Genomic DNA, 18,640 nt, shown 5'->3' with positions numbered 1-18,640 from the left:
GGGGAGAGGACAGCAGGGTACTTGAAGCCTCAAAAGTTTAAGCCTAAAGTATTTTCCGCACAAGAGGCCTGTGGGTGAAAAGCCCGGTGGATGAGATGGCTTCGATTGAGGGCAAGCATGCGCTGGTGACAGGCGGCGGACGCGGCATTGGCCGCGCCATCGCCGCCGCGCTGACTGCGGCCGGTGCGAGCGTTTCCATCATGGGCCGCGGCGAAAAGACGCTCGCCGAGGCGGTCGGAGCAGGCGCCGCCGCGGGCTACGTCATCGCCGATGTCACCGACGTGGCCGCCGTGAACGCTGCGGTGAAACAGGCCGCGGCCGCGCGCGGGCCGGTGGACCTGCTCATCGCCAATGCCGGCACCGCGACAGCCGTGCCGTTCGCAAAGGCCACGCCCGATCAATTCCGCGACATGTTCGAGCAGCATGTGCTCGGCATGATGCATCCGGCGCAGGCCGTGCTCGGCGACATGATCAAGCGCGGCTTCGGCCGCATCGTCGCGGTCGCGTCCATCGTGGCCCTGCGCGCCTCGCCGAACGTGTCGCCTTACACGACCGCCAAGCACGCGATGCTGGGCCTCGTGCGCTCCATCGCGGTGGAAACCGCGGGCACCGGCGTCACCGTCAATGCGGTGTGTCCGGGCTTCGTCGACACCGACCTGATCCGCGGAACGGTCGAGCAGATGGTCAAGCGCGGCACCAGCAGGGAGGAGGCGATGTCGCGCTTCACCAGCCAGGTGCCGGTCGGCCGTCTCGTGACGCCGCAGGAGGTCGCCGAAGCGGTGCTGTATTTCTGTTCGCCCGCTGCGGGGGCAGCGACGGGCGCCACTCTCGTGATCGGAGCAGACGGCGCATGATGGACGAACGCACCTCCATTCCGCTCGACGCCGAGACCAAGGTCAGCGAGCGCCCGCAGGATCACCAGACCGAGCTGCGGCTCTGGCTGCGCCTGCTCACCTGCACGACGCTGATCGAAAGCGAGGTGCGGCGGCGTCTGCGCGAGAATTTCGACATCACGCTGCCCCGTTTCGACCTGATGGCGCAGCTCGACCGCGCGCCGTCCGGCATGACGCTCGGCGAACTGTCGCAGCGCATGATGGTGTCGAACGGCAACATCACCGGGCTGGTGGACCGTCTGGTCAAGCAAGGCCTGATCCAGCGCAAGCCCTTGCCGCATGACCGCCGCGTGCAGATCGTGAGCCTCACCTCGGAAGGCCAGCGCGAATTCCGCACCATGGCGCGTATCAACGCCGATTGGGTCGGCGAGATATTCCAGGGTCTCAGCCCCAAGGATATCGAGGCGTTGATGCCGCTGCTGGCGAAGACGAAAGACTCGGCGCGCCGCGCGCTGAGAAACGGAGACAAGGAATGAGTGCCGCCAATCCCGTGACCTTGCCGCTTTCCGGTTACAAGGGCCGGCACGTCAGCTTCGCGGTCGACGGCAAGGTCGCGACGCTGACCTTGAACCGCCCTGAGAAGAAGAACCCGCTGACCTTCGACAGCTATGCCGAGGTGGTGGATCTGTTCCGCGCGGCGGCGCGCGACAAGGTCGTGAAGGCGATCGTGGTGACGGGCTCGGGCGGCAACTTCTGCTCGGGCGGCGACGTGTTCGAGATCATCGAGCCGCTCACCAAGATGAACACGGTCGAGCTGCTCGACTTCACCAAGATGACCGGCGACGTGGTGAAGTCCATGCGCGCCTGTCCGCAGCCGATCATCTCGGCGATCGACGGCGTCTGCGCCGGCGCCGGCGCGATCATCGCGATGGCCTCCGACATCCGCATCGGTACGGCGGCCGCGAAGGTCGCGTTCCTGTTCAACCGTGTCGGTCTCGGCGGCTGCGACATGGGCGCTTGCGCGATGCTGCCGCGCATCATCGGCCAGGGCCGTGCCGCGGAGCTGCTCTACACCGGGCGCAGCATGGGCGGCGAGGAGGCCGAGCGCTTCGGCTTCTTCAACCGGCTCGCCAAGTCCGAGACGGTGCTGGCCGAAGCCACGAAGCTCGCGCGCGATCTCGCCGACGGGCCGACCTTCGGCAACGCCATGACCAAGCGCATGCTCGAGATGGAATGGGCGATGTCGGTCGAGACCGCGGTGGAGGCCGAAGCCGTGGCCCAGGCGCTGTGCATGGAAACCGAGGACTTCGCCCGCGCGTTCCGCGCCTTTGCAGCCAAGCAGAAGCCGGTGTTCGAGGGCAATTGATGTTGCTGATGATGAGCGAACTCTCGCCATACGACGGACCCAACCTCTCCCATGGGGAGAGGTCGCCGAGCGAAGCGAGGCGGGTGAGGGGGTACGGTCTATCGATAGAGTCGTTCCCCCTCACCCCGGCCCTCTCCCCGTCGGGGAGAGGGAGCGGAGAGGGTGGTGCAAGCTGCTGCGGAGAGAGCCAATCATGAGCCTCGCCGAAACTCTCACCCTGCCGTTCTTCAATGAGGATCATCGTAAGTTTGCCGACGCACTCGGCCGCTGGGCCGACGCCATGCTGCCGTCGCTGCCGCATGACGACGTGGAGGAAGCCTGCCGCGCGCGCGTGGCCGCGCTCGGCGAAGCTGGACTTCTCAAGGCGGTAGTGCCGCTCTCCTATGGCGGCCTCTATCAGTCGCTCGATGTGCGCACGCTCTGTCTCGCCCGCGAAATCCTCGCATTCCGCGACGGGCTCGCGGACTTCTCGTTCGCCATGCAGGGGCTCGGCACCGGCTCGATCTCGCTGTTCGGTTCGGACGAACTGAAGCGCCGTTACCTGCCGCCGGTGCGCGACGGCAAGGCCATTGCGGCCTTCGCGCTGTCGGAGCCGGAAGCGGGCTCCGATGTCGCTGCGCTCGCGATGACCGCCAAGCCCGACGGCGCCTACTTCCGTCTGGACGGCGAGAAGACCTGGATTTCCAACGGCGGCATCGCCGACCACTACGTGGTGTTCGCCCGCACCGGCGAGGCGCCGGGCGCGCGGGGTCTGTCGGCCTTCATGGTCGACGGCACCGTGCCGGGGCTCACCGTTGCAGAGCGCATCGACGTGATCGCGCCGCATCCGTTGGCGCGGCTCCGTTTCGACGGCGTGAAGGTGCCCGCCGCCAATCGCCTCGGCAAACCGGGCGAGGGCTTCAAGGTCGCCATGGCGACGCTCGATATTTTCCGCGCCACCGTGGGCGCCGCGGCGCTGGGCTTTGCCCGCCGCGCGTTGCACGAGACCGTCGAGCATTCGGCGACGCGCAAGCTGTTCGGCGCGCCGCTCGCCGACCTGCAGATGACGCAAGCCGCGATCGCCGACAGCGCCACCGAGGTCGACGCGGCCGCGCTGCTGGTCTATCGCGCCGCCTGGACCAAGGATCAGGGCGCTCCTCGCGTCACGCGCGAGGCCGCGATGGCCAAGATGTTCGCGACCGAAGCGGCGCAGCGCGTCATCGACCGCGCCGTGCAGATCCACGGCGGCGCCGGCGTCACCAAGGGCGTCAAGGTCGAAGAGCTTTACCGCGAGATTCGTGCGCTTCGGATCTACGAGGGTGCGACCGAAGTGCAGAAGATCGTCATCGCCCGCGAGGCGCTCAAGGCACGCGCCGAGAAGCCGGCGGTGGCGGCGGAATAGGAGACGGCAATGGCAAAAACCGGTCATGTCGATACGTTCGCGCGCGACAATCTTCCGCCGCGCGAGCAGTGGCCCGAATTCAAGTTCACGCTGCCGGAGTTGCGTTATCCCGAACGGCTGAACTGCGTCACCGAATGGGTCGATCGCTGGGTCGCCGAGGGGCAGGGCGATCGCCCGTGTCTCATTTCGCCGGCCGAGTCGTTGACCTACGCGCAGTTCAACGAGCGCATCAACCGCATCGCCAATGTGCTGACGCGCGACCTGGGCCTCGTGCCCGGCGGCCGCGTGCTGCTGCGCGCGCCGAACAATCCGATGATGGTCGCGGCCTATTTCGCGGTGATCAAGGCCGGCGGCGTCGTGGTCGCGACCATGCCGCTCCTGCGCGCGAAGGAACTCAGCTATCCGCTCGCCAAGGCGAAGATCGCGCTCGCGCTCTGCGACTCCCGTCTGGCCGACGAGATGGAAAAGGCCAAGGCGCAGTCGGGAGAAATGAAGCGCGTCGTCTATTGGGGCCCGAAGGGGACGGGCGAGCTCCAGGCGCTGATGGAGAAGCCCGGCTACGAGAATTTCACCGCCTGCGACACTGCGAGCGACGACGTCTGCCTGATCGCGTTCACCTCCGGCACCACCGGCGAGCCGAAAGGCACGATGCATTTCCACCGCGACATGCTCGCGATCTGCGACAGCTACGCCAAGTACGTGCTGAAGGCGGAACCGACCGATCGCTTCACCGGTTCGCCGCCGCTCGCCTTCACGTTCGGGCTCGGTGGTCTGGTGCTGTTTCCGCTGCGCATCGGCGCCTCGACGGTGCTGCTGGAAAAAGCCGGCCCCGACGACCTGCTCGACGCCATCGCCAAATACAAGATCACCGTTCCGTTCACGGCGCCGACCGCCTATCGCGCGATGCTCGGCAAGCTGAAGGATTTCGACATCTCGTCGCTGCGCAAATGCGTGTCGGCCGGCGAGACGCTGCCCAAGGCCACGTTCGATGCCTGGAAGGCCGCGACCGGCATCACCATTCTCGACGGCATCGGGGCAACCGAGATGCTGCACATCTTCATCGGCTCGCCGGAAGACGATGTGCGCCCGGGTTCGACCGGCAAGCCGGTGCCGGGCTATGAGGCGCGCATCCTCGACGACGATGGCAACGTGGCGAAGCCCGGGACCGTCGGACGCCTCGCGGTGCGCGGGCCCACCGGGTGCCGCTATCTCGCCGACGAGCGCCAGAAAAAGTACGTGCAGGACGGCTGGAACGTCACCGGCGACACCTACTTGATGGATAAGGACGGCTACTTCTGGTACCAGGCGCGCTCCGACGACATGATCATCTCGGCGGGCTACAACATCGCGGGCCCCGAAGTGGAGTCCGCGCTGCTGACACATGCGGCCGTCGCTGAATGCGGCGTGGTCGGCTGCCCCGACGAGGAGCGCGGCCAGATCGTCAAGGCTTACGTCGTGCTGCGTGCTGACCAGACGGGCGATGCCGCGATGATCAAGGCCTTGCAGGATCACGTGAAGGCGACCGTCGCGCCCTACAAGTATCCGCGCGCCATCGAGTTCGTCACCGAATTGCCGAAGACCCAAACGGGAAAATTGCAGCGCTTCGAGCTGCGGCGCATGGCCGCTTCGGGTGCGTCGCAGAAACTTGCATCGTAAGGAGAACGATCGTGCCGGAAGGAATTGTCCGCGAGCGCGCCAAACATCAGCAGCTCCAGCCGCCGGGCTGGCCGGCTCCCAAGGGTTATGCCAACGGCGTCAAGGCGCGCGGCGAATTCGTGTTCGTCGGCGGCATGGTCGGTTGGGACGCGAACGAGAAGTTTGCGGCGGGCTTCGTTGCGCAGGCTAGGCAGGCGCTGGAGAACATCGTCGCGGTGCTGGCCGAAGGCGGCGGCAAGCCGGAGCACATCGTGCGGCTCACCTGGTATGTGCTCGACATGGACGAGTATCTCGCCGCGCGCCGCGAGCTCGGCAAGGCCTACAAGGCGGTGCTGGGCGACAACTTCCCGGCGATGGCGCTGGTGCAGGTCGGGCGGCTGTTCGAGCCGGAAGCGCGGCTGGAGATCGAAGCGACCGCGGTGATTCCGTAGGGCGATCAAGGCCTCTCGAGGCTGGCGCCTTTTTTCGATCCGTCATCCTGAGGCGCCCGCCGGAGGCGGGCCTCGAAGGATGCGGCCCCGAAATCTCGGGCCGTCGCCCTTCGAGGCTCGCTGCGCTCGCGCCTCAGGGTGACGGGGATAGTCCGCCTACGCCGTTCTTGCTACTCCGCGGCCTGCGACATCGGCCGCAGATCCTTCAGCGCCGTATCGAGCGCCGCACCCGTATCATCCGTCAGCGCGGCCTTGCGCAGCCGTGCGAGCGTGGCCGCCGGATCGGCCGTCTCCATGATCTGTGGCAGCATCTGCATCAGCGTCGCGTAGCGCGCGTGGCCGCGTTCGTGGGTGTCGCTGTAGCCCTTGACCAGGGTGCGCGTGGTTGCGATTTCGGTGGCGAGCTTGACGTTCGTGGCCGCGACCGTCGTGATGGTCTTGAGCCATTCGGTCAGAAACTTCTGCTCGTTGGCGAAGCGCAGCGAGCGCCGCCGCGTGGGCTTCAGCGCCGCGACCAGATAAAGCTGCAGGAAGCCGCGGATCGACGAGGTCTTCACCACGCGGCCTTTCTGCGTGAAGCGCTCGACCAGCCGCCGCGGTGCGCCGGAATTGAGCAGCCAGCGGCCGAGCGCTTCCGGCAGCGTGTCGGCGATTTCCTCGACGCGCGGATGCAGGAACTCGGCGATCTCGATGATCTGGCCGTCGGCGGCCTGCACCTCGGCGCGCACGCGGGCAAAGCGGCTCGGCCGGATCTTGAGTTCGGCGACGCGCACCGTGTCCTCGTAAGCCATGCCGAGCGCAAGCTCGCGCGCCGTCTCGGCGAGAAGCCGCCCCAAGCCGCCGTGACGCTTGTCGAGCTCGGCGATAGGCTTGAGCTTGGCGAGATAGTCGCGGGCGTAGTCGATGTCCTGATAGTCGGCGAGCCGCTCGATGCCGGCGCGCACGAAGGTTCGCACCGGCTCGGCATAGGCGTCCGCCTCGGCCATCAGCGGCGCAAGGCGAGGCGAGGGCGCGGGCTTCGGAGCTTCGGCCTTGGCCGGAAGAGGCGCGCCTTCGGCCGCGGCAAAGCCTGCCCCGAACGCCGCGATGCTTTCCTTCACGCCGACGCCGCCGCGATGAATCGCGGCCTCGAATGCCATGCGCTGCATCGGCAGCGCCTTCGAGCCTGCGAGCGCGCCGAACAGCACTGCCGAGATCACGCTGTTGGTGGCTTCGGCGAGCTGCGCCATGTCCGAGGCGATGAATCGCTTTGCCGCCGACTTGCAGCCTTCGAGCAGCGCGTCGGAATCGACGCGTCCGTCGGCGAGCGCGATCTTCTCGGTCATCGCGTAGACGCGGTTGGTCGAGAGGATGAAGGTGGTCTTGTCGGGTGTCACGAGTCCGCGCTGCACAGCGCGGCCAGCCTCCATCAGCTCCGACGCGATCACGATATCGACATCGCCCGCGACGGGCGTCAGCCCCAGCACCGGGGCGCGGGTGTTGGATTTCGCGCCGGTCTTGGGGAACAGCTCCACATAGTAGTTCGTCGCGCCGGTGCGCTGCGCGACGCCTGGCACCGAGGTCATCTGCGCGATGTAGCCCGCATGCTCCGCGGTATCGATGATCCATTCGGCGAGCACGCCGCCGCCTTCGCCGCCCATGGCGAGGATGGCGATGGTGATGGGACGCTGTTCGGTCGCGGTTGTCATGTCAGGCCGCCGCAAGCTTGCGTTCGATGCGCCGCTGGAAGAAGCCGATCACGGCGTCGCGGAGCTTCGCTTTGAACCTGTCCCAGCCGGTCGGATTGGTGACGAGCGAGGCGCGGTAGAACGACGGACACAGCACCGCGGCGTGGCTCACCTCTCCGCACAGCCCGCAGCCGACGCAGGAGTTGATCACCTTGGTGATCGGCTCGCGGCGCAGCGGATCGGGATTGGGCGCGATGGTCAGCGAAGGACACCCCGAGAGCCGGATGCAGGAATGATCGCCGGTGCAGGTGTCGGGATCGACGCCGAAGCGTTCGCGCACCACGCGCTCACCCTGCTGCGCGGCCTTGCGCATCAGCGGCTTGATGCGGCGCTGCTTGTTCAGCATGCATTCGGAATGCGCGACGATGACCTTTGGCCCCTTTTCCGGGGTGGTCAGCGCTTCTTTCAGCGTGTCGCGCATCAGCGCCACGTCGTAGGTGCGGTCGATGGTCCGCGCCCAGGTGACGCCGACGCCGCGCACCGCGGTCTCGATCGAGTTCTGGGTGTGACGGATCGCGCTCGGATGGAACGATGAGGGGATGTCCTGGCCGCCGGTCGCGGCCGAATAGCCGTTGTCGACGATGATCAGGACGTTGTCGCTCTTGTTGAACACGGCGTTGCCGACGCCGCTGGTCAAGCCATTATGCCAGAAGCCGCCGTCGCCCATCATCGCGATGGCGCGCTTGCCGGCTTTGACGTTCAGCGCAGAGGCGCCGGCTGCGCCGAGGCCGTAGCCCATGGTGGTCGCGCCGACATTGAACGGCGGGAAGATCGAGAACAGGTGGCAGCCGATGTCGGCGCTGACGTGATGCTGGCCGAGCTCGCGCTCGACGAGCTTCATCGCGGCGAAGATCGGCCGCTCCGGACAGCCGGTGCAGAATGACGGAGGCCGGCCATGGACGTTGTCGTTGATGACCTTCGGAACGCTTTCGGGTGCTTTCGCCGCGGCGACGACGTCGGCCGTCACAAGGTCCGGCCGCACCTTCTCGATGAACTTGCGGACCCCGGCGCGCATTACGCCGCCAGTGTATTCGCCGGCCATCGGCAGCACGTCCTTGCCGTGGACGCGAGTCTGGATGTCGGCGCGGCGCAGGATGGTGTTGATGGCCTGCTCGATGTAGTCCGGCCCGCCTTCCTCGACGACCAAAATGGCCTTCTTGCCGGCGCAGAAGCGGATGAGCTCCTTGTCCACCAGCGGATAGGTCACGTTCATCACGTAGAGCGGCACCTTGCTCTCGCCGAACGCATCGGCCAGATGATTGAGCAGCAGCGCGCGCAGCGTGGTGTTGTACATGCCGCCTTGCAGCACGATGCCGATGTCGTTGGCTTCGCCGTCGAAGAACTCGTTGAGCTGCTGGTCCTCGATGTACTTCACCGCGGCGGGCCAGCGCGTCTCCCACTTGTCCTTCTCGTGGATGTAGGTCATCGGCGGCATGGCGATGCGCGACAGATCGCGGCGCGGCTTCTCCAGCGCGTCCGTCAGGCCGAACTCGGGGCGCTTGTTGGTCTTGGTGTTGAAGCGGCCGTAGACGTGACAGGCGCGGATGCGCATCATCATCATCACCGGCGTGTTCGAAACCTCCGACAGCTCGAAGCCGGTTTCCACCGCACGCACGATCGAGGGCAGATTCGGCCGCGGGTCGAGCAGCCACATCTGCGACTTCATCGCAAAGGCGTGCACGCGCTCCTGCATGATCGAGGAGCCTTCACCGTAGTCCTCGCCGATGATGACCAGCGCGCCGCCGGTGACGCCGCCCGAGGCGAGGTTCGCCAGCGCGTCGGAGGCGACGTTGGTGCCGACCGTGGACTTGAAGGTGACCGCGCCGCGCAGCGGATAGTTCACGGAAGCGGCGAGGGTGGCGGCCGCAGTCGCTTCGCTCGCGCTGTTCTCGAAGTGCACGCCAAGCCCCTCGAGGATCTCGTTGGCGTCGGCCAGCACGTCCATCAGATGCGAGATCGGCGCGCCCTGATAGCCGGCCACATAGGACACGCCGGACTGCAGCAGCGCCTTGGTCACGGCCAGGATGCCTTCGCCGTGAAACTCCTCGCCGTCGCCGAGCTTGAGCTTCTCGACCTCTTCCTTGAACGAGCGTTCGGCCATGGGACATGCCTCTGAAATGCGGAATCCCACTATATTCAAAGGCATGCCGAACTGAAAGCGACCCCTGGGTGTGGCTGGTATTTGCGGTTTCGCGCCGTTGATCCGAGGCGGGATTGCTTTAGCTTGCTCAGGCGTTTGACCCGAACTTGAGCCCCGCCGTTGTCCAAAGACCTGCACCACCTGCGGCGCGCCCTCACACAGCGGGCCATCGGCGCGGCGATTTCGGCCACGGCGCGGCTGCCGATCGGTGGCCAGCGGTCGATCCTGCGCGGGGCCGTATCGCTCGCCGGAGCCACTCCGATGCTGCGGCGGCGGGTCCTCGCCAATATGCGGGTGGCGCTGGGCGAGCAGGTTCCCGAGCAAGCCGCGCGCCTGTACTTCCAGCAGGCGGGCTGGCTCCTGGGCAGCACACTGGCGACATTCCACCACGGACTGGCTGCGACGCCCGTGGTGAAGGAAATCCTGTTTGATCGGACAGTCGATGTGCTCGACAGGGCCATGGCGGCGGGGCGCGGGGTCGTACTCGCGACGCCGCACTGGTCTGGCCATGAGCTTGGCGCGGGCATTATTGCGACCCGGCATCCGGTGGCGATGCTGATCAGGGACGTCGGCGACGCCGAAAAGGCCGATCGCAAGGCTCGCTGGTACAAGGCGCTCGGCGGGCAAACCGTGCGACGCCCGTTGCGGGAATCGACGACCCGGGATGCTCTCGCCTATCTGCGAATTCTGAAGAGCGGTCAGGTGCTGGCCATGACCCCCGACCTGCTGGCAGCGCCCGGCGAAGGCCTTGTGGTCACCTTGTTCGGACGTTCGGCGCGACTCCACGCCGGCGCATTCAGGCTGGCGATGACAGCCGGGGCGCCCATCATCCGCTGCTTTCCCGTGTGGCGCTCCAGCGGAGGATTCACGATGACCTTCGAGGACTCGCCGCCGCCGCAAAGCACCGACCGGGAAGCTGCTGTTCAGGCCTGCGCGCAGGATTGGTGCAACTGGTTCGAGGAACGCCTGCGGCAGAATCCGGAGAACTGGTTGTTCTGGCTCGACCGGCGATGGAACGCATTTCTCCACGGTCGGGCGCCATGAACATCCTGGTGATGCTTGGTGTTGCGGCTTTCGGACTGGCCTTGCTGTGGCTGATGCAGAGCGTTGCGCTCAAGCTTGCGGGCGAACCGCTGGCTCTGCCGTTGCGGTTCGATACGCGCAAACCCCTGGTGAAGTGGACCAGCCGCGTGATGATTCACGTGACATGGCTCATCATCATTGTCGGTACACCGCTTGCGCTCGGCATTTCGCCGGTCGCATGGCTGCACCAGCAGTTTCCGCTGCCAGTGCCGTGGCGGGACATCGCTGTCGCGATTGCGGTGATGCTCGTTCCGGCCTGGGCGATGTACGCAGTCTGGTTCATGGCCGGATGGGTCGTCATCGAGCCGCGCTTTGATCCGGCAACGCGCCGCGCGAAACTCCTGCGCCGCGTGCTCGGCCCATGGCCGCTGGCGGCTCTGGAAGAGGCGGTGTTCCGTGGCATTCTGCTCGATCAAGTGCTTCTCGCGCTGCCGGATGGGTCGGCCTTTGCGGCGTTCGCGGTGGCCGCGACTTCGGTCGTGTTCGCGGCGCTGCACTTCGTCAAAAAGCCGCTGGATGCGAAACGCGCCATCTGGCAGCCGGCCTTTGGCCTGTTCATCGTGAGCTGCGTGTTCGGACTGGCTTATGTCTGGGGCGGTCGCTCGTTGTGGCTACCGATCGCCATCCATGGCGCGGCGGTGTTCGGGATCGAGGCGCCGAAGCTTTACGTCGCCTTCCGCGGGCCGCGCTGGCTGATTGGCTATCCTGAGTTTCCGCAATGCGGGCTGCTCGGCGGCTTGGTGGTGCTGGTCACGGCCGTGGCACTGATATTGCTCGTCTGACCGGAATTGATTGCGCGGGAGCATTTCTACCAATAGTTTTCTTGAGCGGCGGCGAGGTGTGGGCCGCTTGAGGAGGGGCTTGCATGAAGACGAAGACCATATTGGCCGCCGCGATTTTGGCGTTTGCGGCTGATGCAGCCTTGGCACAAGAGGTGACGCTGCGGGCCGTCACGTCTTTCGCCGAAGGCACGCAATTCTCCAAGAATTTCGAGCGCTTCATCCAGAAGGTGAACGCCGACGGCAAGGGCGTGGTTCAGATCAACTACATCGGCGGGCCGCGCGCCATGCCGCCTTTCGAGGTCGGTAACGCGGTTCGCACCCGGGTGATCGATATCGCGAATGTGACCGGTGCCTTCTACACCAACCTGATGCCTGAGGCCGATGCGCTGAAGCTGATCAGCAAGCCGGCGGAGCAGCAGCGCAAGGACGGCACCTTCGATTTCATCGAACAACTGCACAATCAGAAGCTCAACGCGCATTACCTGGCACGGCAGTTCCACAACGTGCCGTTTCACATCTATCTCAACAAGAAGATCGAGAAGATGGACTTCACCGGCCTGAAGATCCGCGTGACGCCGGTCTACAAGGATGTGGTCGAGGCGCTGGGCGGCACCACCGTCACCACCGCCCCGGGCGAAGTCTACACGGCGCTGGAGCGCGGCGTGGTCGACGGCTACGGCTGGCCGATCACCGGCATTTTCGATCTCGGCTGGGAGAAGGTGACGAAGTATCGGCTTGAGCCGCCGTTCTACAGCGTCGAGGTGGGCGTCCTGGTCAACCTGGATGCATGGAAGGGCCTCAACGACAAGCAGAAGAAGGTGCTGAACGACGCGGCGCTGTGGCTCGAAGGTCTCGACGACGAGAACGACGCGCTGATCAAGGCCGAGCGCGACAAGCAGGCGGCGGCGGGGATTTCGCCGATCGATCTCGGCGCCGCGGCGGGCAAGGATTTCGTCGCCAAGGCCAACGAGGTCGGCTGGGCTTCGGTAATCAAGCGTTCGCCGGAGAACGGCGCGAAGCTCCGGAAATTGGCAGGGAATTAGCTCAGCAGTGCGACTCGGGTACTCTCTCCCTGTCATCCTGACGTGCCCGCCCTCCGGCGCGTTTACGCGCGTCTGCGACATGCTATGGGCGGGCCTCGAAGGATGCGGCCCCGAAATCCCGGGCCGTCGCCCTTCGAGGCTCACTTCGCTCGCACCTCAGGGTGACGGATCGAGAGCGTATTTGTTTCTTAGAAGGCAACCATGACCCGCCTGTCCAATGCCTTCGGCAAGCTGCTCAACGCATTCGCGTTGCTTGCAGCGCTAACGCTTCTCGGCATGGTGGTGATGGTCACGGCCGACATCGTGCTGCGCAACGTCACACGCTCGGGTTTTCCGTGGGCCAATGAAGTCTCCGAGTATGCGCTCTACATCACCACGCTCTTGACCGCGCCTTGGCTCCTGCGCCGCGGCCAACACGTGCGCATCGATCTGGTGCTGACCGCAATGCCAAAACGGCTCGCCTGGATGATGGAGCTTCTCGGCGATGCGATGGGTTTCGTCGTGTGCCTCATCATGATGCGCTACGGCATCAAGATGACCATCGACAGCGCGGCCCTGGGCTCTATCACCATCAAGAACCTGGTGTTCCCGGAATGGTGGCTGCTTTGGCCGCTGCCGGTTTGCTTTGCGTTGCTCGCTGCTGAATTCGTGTTTCGCTTCGATCGGCTGGTTCGTTCCGAGCCGGCCCGGCGCGCCGACGCGACATCGGTGGGCTGAGAGCCATGGGCTGGATCGAAGCAAGCATCATCCTGTTCGGCGGACTTGTCGTTCTGATGAGCCTTGGCTTGTCGGTCGCAATCGCGTTTCTTGCCATCAACATCGTGGGCGCGTTGTTTTTCCTCGGCGGCGAGCAGGGGCTGTCGCAGCTTGCGCGAAACGCGGTCGCGTCGGTCACGAGCTTTTCGCTCACTCCAATCCCGTTCTTCGTGCTGATGGGCGAGGTGCTGTTCCACTCCGGCGTTGCATTGAAGGCCATCGATGCCTTTGCGCTTTTGATCCGCAAGGTCCCGGGCCGGCTTTCGGTGATCGCGATCGTCGCTGGAACCGTGTTCTCGGCGATTTCCGGCTCGACCATCGCGACAACGGCGCTGCTGGGCAGCCTGATGTTGCCGACCATGCTGGAACGCGGCTACGACAAGCAGCTCGCCATGGGGCCGATCATGGGCATCGGCGGCGTCGACATGCTGATCCCGCCGTCGGCGTTGGCGGTGCTGCTCGGCAGCCTCGCCGGGATCTCGATCTCCGGCCTGTTGATCGGCGGCATCGTGCCGGGGCTGATCTTAAGCACGCTGTTCATCGGCTACATCATCCTGCGCGCCTATCTCAATCCGGCGCTGGCACCCGAGGAAAAGCTCGCCGACGGTCCGGGCGGCGTGCACCGCTGGACGCCGTTCCTTCTTCACGTGCTGCCGCTGGTGCTGATTTTTGGTCTGGTGGTCGGCGCCATGACGGCCGGCTGGGCGACGCCGACCGAGGCTGCGGCGCTGGGCGCCTCGGGCACCATCATCGCTGCGATGATTTACCGCAGCCTGACCTGGGCGGCGCTGCTGAAGGCGTTGACCGGCACGGTCGCGGTGTCCGGCACGATCCTGTTCATCATCATCGGCGCTACGACCTTCTCTCAGGTCTTGAGCTTTTCCGGCGCCACCAACGGCATCGTGGGTCTCGTCTCGGCGCAGGGCCTGTCCGCCACCGTGCTGATACTCGGCATGATGGGAATCCTGCTGTTTCTCGGCTGTTTCGTCGATCAGGTCTCGATGATGCTGATCACGTTGCCGTTCTTCATGCCGCTGGTCCAGAAACTCGACGTCGACCCGGTGTGGTTCGGCGTGCTGTTTCTGATCTGCATGCAGCTTGGTCTGTTGACGCCGCCGTTTGGCCTGTTGCTGTTCACGATGAAGGGTGTCGCGCCGCCGAGCGTGACCATGAACGACGTGTTCCGTGCCGCGATGCCTTACGTCTGGTTTGGTCTTCTGGTTTTATTGTTGGTATTTTTTACGCCGCCGCTCGCCACGTTCCTGCCGCGGCTGCTAGGTAGTTAGCTCTCGCGGAGTTTTTGCTTTCGCTCGTGCTTGTTTGGAATGCCATGAAGAAACTTCTGCTCTTTTTGGTGATCGTCATTGCTGGCCTCGCTGGCTTCGTGGCCTTGCAGCCCGACACCTTCCGCATCGAACGCCGCATGATCGTGGACGCTGCGCCCATGGATGTGTTCGCGCAGGTCAACAACTTCCACCGTTGGGATGACTGGTCGCCCTGGGCGAAGCTCGATCCGGACGCGAAGGTCGCGTTCGAGGGGCCGCCGGCCGGTCCCGGCGCGATCTTCAAATGGGCTGGCAACGACAAGGTCGGGCAGGGCACCATGACGCTCGTCGAGAACAAGCCCGGCGAGTTCATCCGCGTGGATGTGGAGTTCGTGAAGCCGTTCGAAGGCAAGAACACCAGCGAGTTCACCTTTCGCCCGCAGGGTGACCGCACGCAGGTGACTTGGACCTCCACCGGCCCGATGACGTTCATGACCAAGGCGATGTGCCTGATCAGGAACATGGAAAAGGTGCTCGGTCCCGACATGGAGAGGGGGCTGTTGCAGATGAAGGCCGTGGCCGAGGGAAGAAGGTCTTAGGTTCCTTCCCGAGTATATCGAGCCATTTGCTCGTGCAGGGTCGCCCCTCGATTCCCTTGCATCAGCCAGTAAATGGCATATGTTCGTGACATATGCCAAGGAGATGGCCGTGGCTGATACTAGGCACGTCAGGTTGTTTCGAAATGGCCGCAATCAGGCGGTCCGTATTCCCGTTGAGTTCGAATTGCCGGGTGATGAAGCCGTCATGCACCGGGACGGTGAACGTCTGATCATCGAGCCCGTGCGCAAACGGGGGCTTGTCGCATTGCTCAAGGCAATGAAGCCGTTGGAAGAGAGTTTTCCTGAGATTGACGATCCCGTACCTGCGCCGGAGAAGGTGCTGTGACGCTCTACTTGCTGGATACGAATATTTTTTCGGACCTTGTTAGGAATCCGCAGGGCAAGGCGGCAAAGCAGATCGCCAAGCGGGGCGAGGACAACATTTGTACCAGCATCATCGTGGCGGCCGAATTGCGTTATGAGTGTGCAAAGAGCGGCTCGAAACGATTGATCCAAGCGATAGAAGAGCTGCTTGCAGAGGTTGAGGTCCTTCCTTTCGATGTTCCTGCCGACACTGAATACGGTGGACTTCGTTCGGAATTGGAAGCCGCTGGAAAGCCGATCGGGAGCAACGACCTTCTGATAGCCGCACACGCACGTGCCGTCGGCGCCACTGTGGTGACCGGCAATGTCGGTGAATTCAAACGCGTTCGCGGCCTGAAGGTGGAAAATTGGCTCGATTGAGTAGGCTTTTCTAGAACCCCGTGTGCACCCGCTTCGGCAGGTAGTGCAGCACGCGAAGCTCGATCGCGACCACCAGCAGATAGGCGAGGCCGCCGACCAACGTCAGCATCACGATCGCGACGAACACCATCGCGGTGTTGGCCTGGCCCTCGCCGAACGACAGCAGATAACCGAGCCCTTTGTTGCCGCCGACAAGCTCGCCGACCACGACGCCGACCACGGCAAGCGTCGAGCCGATGCGGAGCCCCGCGAACAGCGGCGGCAGCGACGCGGGAAACTCGATCTTCCAGAAGATCTGCGCGCGCGAGGCCTTGAAGGCGCGCGCGAGGCTGATCAGGTCCGGATCGACGGTGCGCACGGCGGTCAGCACATTGACCAGCACCGGGAAGAACACGATCAGGATCGCGACCAGGATCTTCGGGTAGACCGTGAAGCCCATCCACAGGATGAACAGCGGCGCGAACGCCACCTTCGGCGCGATCTGCAGCGCGAGGATATAGGGCGACAGCGCGAATTCGGCCAGGGGCGACATGCCGAGCAGATAGCCCATCGCGGCGCCCATCAGGCTGCCGATGATGAAACCTGCGAGCACCTCGCCTGCCGTGATGCCGGTGTGGGTGAGAAGCCCGCTCGTGTGCCACATCCGCACGGCTTCGTTCGCTACGGCCGATAGCGGCGGGATGATGTACGGCGGAATCCGCAGAAGGCCCGGCCCCCATTCCCAGCCGGCGAGGAAAATCACCAGCAGCAGCAGGCTGACCGCCGTTCCGCGGCGGACCATCGATCCTTCGCTCATGCCGGCACCTGCTGTTCGGCGGAGCCGATGCCGAGTTTGTCCATCAGATGGTTCACGTAGCCGCCGATCTTGCCGTCGTGCCGTCGTGTCAACGGATCGTCGCGGCCTGGGATGTCGATCGTGATCTCGTCGATGATCTTGCCCGGCCGTCGGCTCATCACCAGCACGCGATCGGACAGCGTGACGGCTTCGAGCAGGTCATGGGTGATCAGCAGCGCGGTCTTGCCGGCGCGCTTGAGCGTCTGCGCGAGCTCCTGTTGCAGCGTAATGCGGGTCTGCGCATCGACCGCGGAGAACGGCTCGTCGAGCAGCAGTACGGTCGGATCGACCGCGAGCGTGCGCGCCAGCGCCACGCGCTGCCGCATGCCGCCGGAGAGCTGATGCGGATAGTGCTTGGCGAAGTCCGCGAGCTTGAGCGTCTCCAGCAGCGTCTGCGCGCGGCGTTTGCGTTCGGTCGTCGGCACGCCCTGGATTTCGACGCCGAACATCACGTTCTCGGCAATCGTCCGCCACGGCAGCAGCAGGTCTTTCTGCAGCATGAAGGCGACGTGAGCGTTCGGGCCTTCGACCCTTTCGCCGTCGACGAAAGCCTGGCCTTCGCTCGGCGCCGCGAGACCCGATCCGATGTTGAGCAAGGTCGATTTGCCGCAGCCCGACGGCCCGATCAGCGACACCACCTCGCCGTCGCGCACGGCGATGTTGACGTCCTGCACGGCGGTCATGGTTTGCCCGCCGTCCTGAGGGAAGCGCATCGTCACGTTGCGATATTCGAGACGGATGAGGTCAGGCATCGAATACTTTCAACTGCGAATATCCCGCCGCGCCCCGCATGATTTCTTGCCTTTCGCTGGCCTGGCTCATGCATATTCCAGACCATGGATGTCGACTATAGTGGCAAACAATGCGTTCGCCGATACTGCATCGAGCGAGCCGTGTTTGCCGAGGGGAGAATGCGATGCGTCACACCAGATTTTCGCGCCGTCAGATCGTGACCGCGGGCGCAGCGTTCGGCGCGGGCCTGCTGGCCGCGCCAGCCGTGCGCGCGCAGTCGCTGGAGAAGCTCACCTACCTGTTCCCGGCGCCGCCGGTGCTGCCGGCCTTCGGTCCGATCCGGCTGGCGCAGGGCCGTGGCTACTTCAAGGAGGCGGGTTTCGATGTCGATTTCGTCGTCGGCCGCGGCGGCGTTGACGTTGCCAAGCAGGTCGGCGCCGGCAATGCGCCGCTCGGCGGCATCGTCGCCGACGCACCGATCATGGTGCGCGGCAACGGCGTGCCGGTGAAGATGGTCTGCCTGTTCGGTGGCCGCGGCTTCATGCAGCTTGTGGTGCGCGAGGACTCCGGCATCGAGAAGCCGGCGGACCTCAAGGGCAAGACCATCAGCACGATGTCGTATCAGGACACGACGTTCTATGCGCTGCTCGGCCTGATGGCGAGCGCGGGGCTGACGCAGAACGATGTCGACGTGCAGCAGGTCGGTCCGACGGGCGTCTGGCAGTTCGTCGCCGAGGGCAAGGCGCAGGGCATGGCCGGCGTGCCGGACTGGATTCCGCCGATCACAGCGACGGGCGTGAAGGTCCGGGTCATCCCGACCGAGCAGTATTTCCCGCACATGGGTCAGGCGATCGCTGCGTCCGACGACATGATCAAGCAGAAGCCGGACATGATCCGGAAGTTCGTGCACGCGTCGCTGCGCGGCATGAAGGACATCATGGACAATCCGGACAAGACCGCCGAGGAGTTCGTGACCATCGTGCCGGAGTGGAAGGGCAAGGAAGCCGGGGTGAAGTTCGCCTTCAATATGTACGCCAAGGATGTGTATCCGGGGCAGAAGGTGCTCGGCGAGGTCGATCCGGAGCGGCTTTCAAAGCTGCAGGATTTCTATCTGGCGAAGGGCTTCATCCAGAAGAAGACGCCGGTGTCCGAGCTCTATACGAATGAGTTCGTGAAGTAGCCAATCCGTCTCACCGGAAGCGGTGCCTGCCCCGCCTCATCCTGAGGAGCGGGCGCAGCCCGCGTCTCGAAGGACGAGGCGGCCCGT

Annotated in this window: 19 protein-coding genes; 15 read left to right on the top strand and 4 right to left on the bottom strand. The window is 64.8% G+C overall.

All coding sequences use genetic code 11. The annotated features are described in order from the left end of the window. Positions 1 to 95 precede the first annotated feature (95 nt). The 6 genes from RHPLAN_RS25190 (at position 96) to RHPLAN_RS25165 (ending at position 5,667) form a co-directional block, all read left to right on the top strand. Positions 96 to 854 carry an SDR family NAD(P)-dependent oxidoreductase gene (locus RHPLAN_RS25190; protein WP_084246621.1) on the top strand — a complete coding sequence of 253 codons (759 nt, stop codon included), beginning with the start codon at positions 96 to 98 and terminating at the stop codon, positions 852 to 854. Continuing rightward, positions 854 to 1,369, top strand: coding sequence for a MarR family winged helix-turn-helix transcriptional regulator (locus RHPLAN_RS25185; RefSeq protein ID WP_157100803.1), 516 nt, complete (start codon positions 854 to 856; stop codon positions 1,367 to 1,369). The genes RHPLAN_RS25190 and RHPLAN_RS25185 overlap by 1 nt, the downstream gene beginning before the upstream one ends. Next, positions 1,366 to 2,199 (top strand): enoyl-CoA hydratase family protein, encoded by an 834-nt coding sequence (locus RHPLAN_RS25180; protein ID WP_068023663.1) that lies wholly within the window; start codon positions 1,366 to 1,368, stop codon positions 2,197 to 2,199. Before RHPLAN_RS25185 ends, RHPLAN_RS25180 begins: the two co-directional genes overlap by 4 nt. Before the next feature lie 193 nt (positions 2,200 to 2,392). Next, entirely contained in the window at positions 2,393 to 3,580 is a 1,188-nt protein-coding gene (locus RHPLAN_RS39615; protein ID WP_068023659.1) for an acyl-CoA dehydrogenase family protein, read from the top strand. Between the two features lie 9 nt (positions 3,581 to 3,589). Beyond that, a complete protein-coding gene (locus tag RHPLAN_RS39610; RefSeq protein WP_068023658.1) occupies positions 3,590 to 5,236 on the top strand; it encodes a benzoate-CoA ligase family protein in 1,647 nt (548 codons plus the stop codon). An 11-nt stretch (positions 5,237 to 5,247) separates the two neighbouring features. Continuing rightward, on the top strand, positions 5,248 to 5,667 hold the full coding sequence (locus RHPLAN_RS25165) for a RidA family protein (protein WP_237179911.1): 420 nt from the start codon (positions 5,248 to 5,250) through the stop codon (positions 5,665 to 5,667). A 170-nt stretch (positions 5,668 to 5,837) separates the two neighbouring features. Here RHPLAN_RS25165 and RHPLAN_RS25160 read toward each other — a convergent pair whose 3' ends face one another. Continuing rightward, a complete protein-coding gene (locus tag RHPLAN_RS25160) occupies positions 5,838 to 7,355 on the bottom strand; it encodes an indolepyruvate oxidoreductase subunit beta family protein (protein WP_068023650.1) in 1,518 nt (505 codons plus the stop codon). A gap of 1 nt (position 7,356) precedes the next feature. Further along, the gene (locus RHPLAN_RS25155; protein ID WP_068023647.1) at positions 7,357 to 9,495 is read right to left on the bottom strand and encodes a thiamine pyrophosphate-dependent enzyme; all 2,139 of its coding nucleotides are present in this window, start codon (positions 9,493 to 9,495) and stop codon (positions 7,357 to 7,359) included. Between the two features lie 159 nt (positions 9,496 to 9,654). Between RHPLAN_RS25155 and RHPLAN_RS25150 the strand changes: the two genes are divergently transcribed. The 8 genes from RHPLAN_RS25150 (at position 9,655) to RHPLAN_RS25115 (ending at position 15,806) form a co-directional block, all read left to right on the top strand. Continuing rightward, on the top strand, positions 9,655 to 10,578 hold the full coding sequence (locus tag RHPLAN_RS25150; protein ID WP_068023646.1) for a lysophospholipid acyltransferase family protein: 924 nt from the start codon (positions 9,655 to 9,657) through the stop codon (positions 10,576 to 10,578). Beyond that, the gene (locus tag RHPLAN_RS25145; protein ID WP_084245503.1) at positions 10,545 to 11,399 is read left to right on the top strand and encodes a CPBP family glutamic-type intramembrane protease; all 855 of its coding nucleotides are present in this window, start codon (positions 10,545 to 10,547) and stop codon (positions 11,397 to 11,399) included. Before RHPLAN_RS25150 ends, RHPLAN_RS25145 begins: the two co-directional genes overlap by 34 nt. An 83-nt stretch (positions 11,400 to 11,482) precedes the next feature. Beyond that, positions 11,483 to 12,442: a TRAP transporter substrate-binding protein DctP gene (gene dctP, locus RHPLAN_RS25140; RefSeq protein ID WP_068023643.1), complete on the top strand. Its 960-nt coding sequence runs from the start codon at positions 11,483 to 11,485 to the stop codon at positions 12,440 to 12,442. 201 nt (positions 12,443 to 12,643) lie between these two features. After that, positions 12,644 to 13,159, top strand: coding sequence for a TRAP transporter small permease (locus RHPLAN_RS25135; protein WP_198164483.1), 516 nt, complete (start codon positions 12,644 to 12,646; stop codon positions 13,157 to 13,159). A 5-nt stretch (positions 13,160 to 13,164) separates the two neighbouring features. Next, positions 13,165 to 14,484 (top strand): TRAP transporter large permease, encoded by a 1,320-nt coding sequence (locus tag RHPLAN_RS25130; RefSeq protein ID WP_068023640.1) that lies wholly within the window; start codon positions 13,165 to 13,167, stop codon positions 14,482 to 14,484. 44 nt (positions 14,485 to 14,528) lie between these two features. Then, the gene (locus RHPLAN_RS25125) at positions 14,529 to 15,062 is read left to right on the top strand and encodes an SRPBCC family protein (RefSeq protein WP_068031821.1); all 534 of its coding nucleotides are present in this window, start codon (positions 14,529 to 14,531) and stop codon (positions 15,060 to 15,062) included. Positions 15,063 to 15,165: 103 nt separating this feature from the next. Next, positions 15,166 to 15,408 carry an antitoxin gene (locus tag RHPLAN_RS25120; protein WP_068031818.1) on the top strand — a complete coding sequence of 81 codons (243 nt, stop codon included), beginning with the start codon at positions 15,166 to 15,168 and terminating at the stop codon, positions 15,406 to 15,408. Further along, a complete protein-coding gene (locus RHPLAN_RS25115; RefSeq protein ID WP_068023637.1) occupies positions 15,405 to 15,806 on the top strand; it encodes a type II toxin-antitoxin system VapC family toxin in 402 nt (133 codons plus the stop codon). Before RHPLAN_RS25120 ends, RHPLAN_RS25115 begins: the two co-directional genes overlap by 4 nt. 10 nt (positions 15,807 to 15,816) lie before the next feature. Here RHPLAN_RS25115 and RHPLAN_RS25110 read toward each other — a convergent pair whose 3' ends face one another. Together RHPLAN_RS25110 and RHPLAN_RS25105 are read right to left on the bottom strand one after the other, a co-directional pair. Then, complete coding sequence (locus RHPLAN_RS25110; protein WP_198164482.1) at positions 15,817 to 16,602, bottom strand: ABC transporter permease; 786 nt, start codon at positions 16,600 to 16,602, stop codon at positions 15,817 to 15,819. Further along, complete coding sequence (locus RHPLAN_RS25105) at positions 16,599 to 17,393, bottom strand: ABC transporter ATP-binding protein (RefSeq protein WP_068023634.1); 795 nt, start codon at positions 17,391 to 17,393, stop codon at positions 16,599 to 16,601. The genes RHPLAN_RS25110 and RHPLAN_RS25105 overlap by 4 nt, the downstream gene beginning before the upstream one ends. 164 nt (positions 17,394 to 17,557) lie before the next feature. On the opposite strand from RHPLAN_RS25105, the gene RHPLAN_RS25100 reads away from it, so the two are divergent. After that, entirely contained in the window at positions 17,558 to 18,553 is a 996-nt protein-coding gene (locus RHPLAN_RS25100; RefSeq protein WP_084245501.1) for an ABC transporter substrate-binding protein, read from the top strand. The last annotated feature ends 87 nt before the right edge of the window (positions 18,554 to 18,640 follow it).

This window comes from Rhodoplanes sp. Z2-YC6860 (genome assembly GCF_001579845.1).
In the GTDB taxonomy this organism is placed as follows: domain Bacteria; phylum Pseudomonadota; class Alphaproteobacteria; order Rhizobiales; family Xanthobacteraceae; genus Z2-YC6860.
This window is presented reverse-complemented; position numbering and strand designations above follow the sequence as displayed.

Excerpts from the sequence above, each read along its gene's own strand:
- RHPLAN_RS25100 (WP_084245501.1), top strand. The coding sequence starts at position 17,558 with ATGCGTCACACCAGATTTTCGCGCCGTCAGATCGTGACCGCGGGCGCA.
- RHPLAN_RS39615 (WP_068023659.1), top strand. The coding sequence starts at position 2,393 with ATGAGCCTCGCCGAAACTCTCACCCTGCCGTTCTTCAATGAGGATCAT.
- RHPLAN_RS25145 (WP_084245503.1), top strand. The coding sequence starts at position 10,545 with ATGGAACGCATTTCTCCACGGTCGGGCGCCATGAACATCCTGGTGATG.
- dctP (WP_068023643.1), top strand. The coding sequence starts at position 11,483 with ATGAAGACGAAGACCATATTGGCCGCCGCGATTTTGGCGTTTGCGGCT.
- RHPLAN_RS25125 (WP_068031821.1), top strand. The coding sequence starts at position 14,529 with ATGAAGAAACTTCTGCTCTTTTTGGTGATCGTCATTGCTGGCCTCGCT.
- RHPLAN_RS25110 (WP_198164482.1), bottom strand. The coding sequence starts at position 16,602 with ATGAGCGAAGGATCGATGGTCCGCCGCGGAACGGCGGTCAGCCTGCTG.
- RHPLAN_RS25160 (WP_068023650.1), bottom strand. The coding sequence starts at position 7,355 with ATGACAACCGCGACCGAACAGCGTCCCATCACCATCGCCATCCTCGCC.
- RHPLAN_RS25190 (WP_084246621.1), top strand. The coding sequence starts at position 96 with ATGGCTTCGATTGAGGGCAAGCATGCGCTGGTGACAGGCGGCGGACGC.
- RHPLAN_RS25180 (WP_068023663.1), top strand. The coding sequence starts at position 1,366 with ATGAGTGCCGCCAATCCCGTGACCTTGCCGCTTTCCGGTTACAAGGGC.
- RHPLAN_RS25135 (WP_198164483.1), top strand. The coding sequence starts at position 12,644 with ATGACCCGCCTGTCCAATGCCTTCGGCAAGCTGCTCAACGCATTCGCG.
- RHPLAN_RS25120 (WP_068031818.1), top strand. The coding sequence starts at position 15,166 with ATGGCCGTGGCTGATACTAGGCACGTCAGGTTGTTTCGAAATGGCCGC.
- RHPLAN_RS25130 (WP_068023640.1), top strand. The coding sequence starts at position 13,165 with ATGGGCTGGATCGAAGCAAGCATCATCCTGTTCGGCGGACTTGTCGTT.
- RHPLAN_RS25185 (WP_157100803.1), top strand. The coding sequence starts at position 854 with ATGGACGAACGCACCTCCATTCCGCTCGACGCCGAGACCAAGGTCAGC.
- RHPLAN_RS25155 (WP_068023647.1), bottom strand. The coding sequence starts at position 9,495 with ATGGCCGAACGCTCGTTCAAGGAAGAGGTCGAGAAGCTCAAGCTCGGC.
- RHPLAN_RS39610 (WP_068023658.1), top strand. The coding sequence starts at position 3,590 with ATGGCAAAAACCGGTCATGTCGATACGTTCGCGCGCGACAATCTTCCG.
- RHPLAN_RS25105 (WP_068023634.1), bottom strand. The coding sequence starts at position 17,393 with ATGCCTGACCTCATCCGTCTCGAATATCGCAACGTGACGATGCGCTTC.